Genomic DNA, 2,767 nt, shown 5'->3' with positions numbered 1-2,767 from the left:
ACGAGCCCCGGACCGCCTCGGACACGCCCACCCCGCACCACCTGCCGGACTCCCTCCCGGGGGCCGCTCCGCACCGGTTCCCGCCCGGCCGCCGATCCGGTTCGGCCCTACGATGGCGTACACGACGTCGGCCGCGCCCGGGTGCGAGGCCGGGTACGCGGGTGAGAGGCGAGGTGGCAGGCATCGTGGGCGCTGCGCGCACCCCCCCCGGAGCCGGTGGGTCGAGGAGGGGTTGCGCGTACCGGTCCTTCCGGGCGGCGCCGCCGCCACACCCCCGTCCGGCGGGCACGGCCCGGCGGAGACGCCTTAGGCTCGGTGGATGGCGAAGTACTTCGACGTGCACCCCGAGAACCCGCAGCGGCGGACCATCAACACCGTGGTCGAGAGCATCCGTGCGGACGCGCTCATCGCGTATCCGACGGACTCCTGCTTCGCTCTGGGGTGCCGGCCGGGCAGCCGCGACGGCCTGTCCCGCATCCGCTCCATCCGCGACCTCGACGAACGCCACCACTTCACGCTCGTCTGCCAGAACTTCGCACAGCTCGGCCAGTACGTGCACGTGGACAACGACGTGTTCCGCGCGGTCAAGGCGGCCACGCCGGGCCGCTACACCTTCATCCTCCCGGCGACCAAGGAGGTGCCGCGCAAGCTGCTGCACCCGAAGAAGAAGACCGTCGGCGTCCGCATCCCCGACCATGTGGTCACCCAGGCGCTGCTGGCCGAACTCGGCGAGCCGCTGCTCTCCAGCACCCTGCTGCTCCCGGACGAGGAGGAGCCGATGACCCAGGGCTGGGAGATCAAGGAACGGCTCGACCACGTCGTGGACGCCGTGGTCGACTCGGGCGACTGCGGTACCGAGCCCACCACGGTGGTGGACTTCTCCGGGGACACCGTCGAGATCGTGCGTACCGGCGCGGGGGACCCCGCGCCGTTCTCCTAGCAGCGTCTCCCGGGGCGGATCCGTGTGACCGGGAATGTTCGCCCACCCGCAGCGGGCGGGCCGGCCTCCCGCGGGCACGCGAGGCGTCCCGGGCCGTCCCCGGCTCGCCCGGGCGGGGACGGCCCGGGACGCTCCCGGCACCGGCGCCTCACCCGGCCTCGGAGGTGCCGTCCCTGTCCCGCAGGACCGCCGCGGTGCGTCGGCACCACTCCTGGTTGCTCCGCTCGAAGTCCAGACCGCGCAGGCAGGTCAGATAGGGGCCGATCCGTCTGCCGTGCCGCAGGAAATCCTCCTCCGCGCGGTTCCCGCGCATCGTCCGCAGCAGCCCATCGAACAGTTCGGCCCTGGTCTGCGCGAAGGCGGCCCGCTGCTCGAGCCGGGCGATCAGGTCCGCCGTTCCGAGGTGGTCGGCGGCCTGTACCGCGACCAGGAGGTCGTCGCGGACGAAGGTCGGCTTCGCGGGGGTCGCAGCGAAGCACCGCAGTGCGTCCAGCCCGGAGTCGGTGACCCGGAAGAGGCGCTTGTTGGGGCGGGACTCCTGGACCACCTCGCGCCCCGCGACCAGCCCGTCCTCCTCCAGCTTCGCCAACTCCGCGTACACCTGCTGCGGCTGCGCGTGCCAGAAGTTCGCCACCCCCGCGTCGAACTGCTTGGCCAGTTGGTATCCGCTCAACTCCTCGTCCAGGAGCGCCGCCAGTACGGCGTGCCGCAAAGCCACCGGGCCGTCCCCTCTCCGCAGTGCACGCCCCTGTCCAGGATCCCGAGGGCGTGATAGTCATGAATCTGAGTAATCGTACTCATGACTATCAAGGGTGAGCCATGACCACAGTGGACCGCTTCCGCTCCGCCGTCGACAGCCGCGATCTCACCGCCCTGGAGGGGCTGTTCACCCCGGGAATCCGGCTCCACAGTCCGGTGAAGTTCACTCCGTTCGAAGGCCGGGAGGCGGTCCTTGGCCTCTTCGGGGTGCTGCTCCGCACCTTCGAGGACTTCCGCTACGTCGGACACCTGGACGGCACCGCACAGGCGGGCCGGGACGGAGGGCAGGCCCCTGCCGCGGGGCTGGTCTTCCGGGCCGCCGTCAACGGCAGGCAGATCCACGGCATCGACCTGCTGCACCTCGATCCGGAGGGCCGGATCGCGGAGTTGACGGTGATGGTCCGCCCGCAGTCCGCGGTGCACGCACTGGGCGAGGCGGTGCTGGCCGGGCTGGTGGCCGACGGCCTGGTCCCGGCCGGGACCGAGCGCGAGGGTCCGGCACCGGACGGGCGCTAGGCCATTTCGTTCGGATCATCTGATCGCGGTTCTGGGTGTGCCGTTCAACGACGCGCAGTGGGCGCGGATCGAGCCGTCGTCGCCGGACCGGACGCCCAGGCGGTACGGGCGGTGGCGCGATCACCGTGAGGTGATCGATGCGATCGCCTGGAAGTCTCAGACCGGATCGCGGCTCCGCCGCGTCCTGTCCGGGTGCGGCTTGTGACCCGCCAGGGTGGTTTCGGGGCGCCGGTGGGGAAGGGCGCAGCCGTGTCGGACGATTGCGGCATCGCGTGCGGACAGGATGGTTAGCGATCTGTGTTTCCGCGTTTCAGGAGGTTCCGTGCCCATGTTCCGCCGACTGCTGCCAGTCGCGTCCGCTGCCGGGCTCACCGCTGCGCTCTGCGCCGCCGTTCCCGCGCCGGCCGCCGCCGCTTCCGAGACCCCCATCGTCGTGACAAGCGGCTGGTCCGCGAAGACAGGAGTCGCCCGGGTGACCTGTCCGAGCGGCACGGGGCTGGTTGGTGGCGGCTACGCGGTCAACCCAACCGAAAACGGCTTCGGGCAAGTCAC

The 2,767-nt window shown here is 71.4% G+C and carries 4 protein-coding genes and 1 pseudogene; 4 read left to right on the top strand and 1 reads right to left on the bottom strand.

Annotation, left to right across the window (positions count from 1 at the left end; translation table 11 throughout):
• Positions 1-319 precede the first annotated feature (319 nt).
• Positions 320-940 (top strand): L-threonylcarbamoyladenylate synthase, encoded by a 621-nt coding sequence (locus A949_RS0108275; RefSeq protein WP_019355538.1) that lies wholly within the window; start codon positions 320-322, stop codon positions 938-940.
• Positions 941-1,088: 148 nt separating this feature from the next.
• Here A949_RS0108275 and A949_RS0108270 read toward each other — a convergent pair whose 3' ends face one another.
• A complete protein-coding gene (locus tag A949_RS0108270; RefSeq protein ID WP_026004449.1) occupies positions 1,089-1,658 on the bottom strand; it encodes a PadR family transcriptional regulator in 570 nt (189 codons plus the stop codon).
• Between the two features lie 101 nt (positions 1,659-1,759).
• Here A949_RS0108270 and A949_RS0108265 point away from each other — a divergent pair, with 101 nt between their 5' ends.
• The 3 genes and pseudogenes from A949_RS0108265 to A949_RS38930 all read left to right on the top strand — a co-directional run.
• On the top strand, positions 1,760-2,215 hold the full coding sequence (locus tag A949_RS0108265; RefSeq protein ID WP_019355536.1) for a nuclear transport factor 2 family protein: 456 nt from the start codon (positions 1,760-1,762) through the stop codon (positions 2,213-2,215).
• Positions 2,216-2,252: 37 nt separating this feature from the next.
• Positions 2,253-2,420, top strand: a complete 168-nt coding sequence (locus A949_RS39715) for a transposase (RefSeq protein ID WP_432070989.1) — start codon at positions 2,253-2,255, stop codon at positions 2,418-2,420.
• A 117-nt stretch (positions 2,421-2,537) separates the two neighbouring features.
• Positions 2,538-2,767 (top strand): annotated as a pseudogene (locus A949_RS38930) (hypothetical protein); the annotation flags it as partial.

Source organism: Streptomyces sp. AA1529 (assembly GCF_000280905.1).
Taxonomy (GTDB): domain Bacteria; phylum Actinomycetota; class Actinomycetes; order Streptomycetales; family Streptomycetaceae; genus Streptomyces.
The sequence above is the reverse complement of the archived record's forward strand: the minus strand, read 5'-3'. Positions and strand labels throughout refer to the sequence as shown.

Bases quoted from the DNA above. Each gene is read 5' to 3' on its own strand.
- A949_RS0108275 (WP_019355538.1), top strand. From the start codon at position 320: ATGGCGAAGTACTTCGACGTGCACCCCGAGAACCCGCAGCGGCGGACC.
- A949_RS0108265 (WP_019355536.1), top strand. From the start codon at position 1,760: ATGACCACAGTGGACCGCTTCCGCTCCGCCGTCGACAGCCGCGATCTC.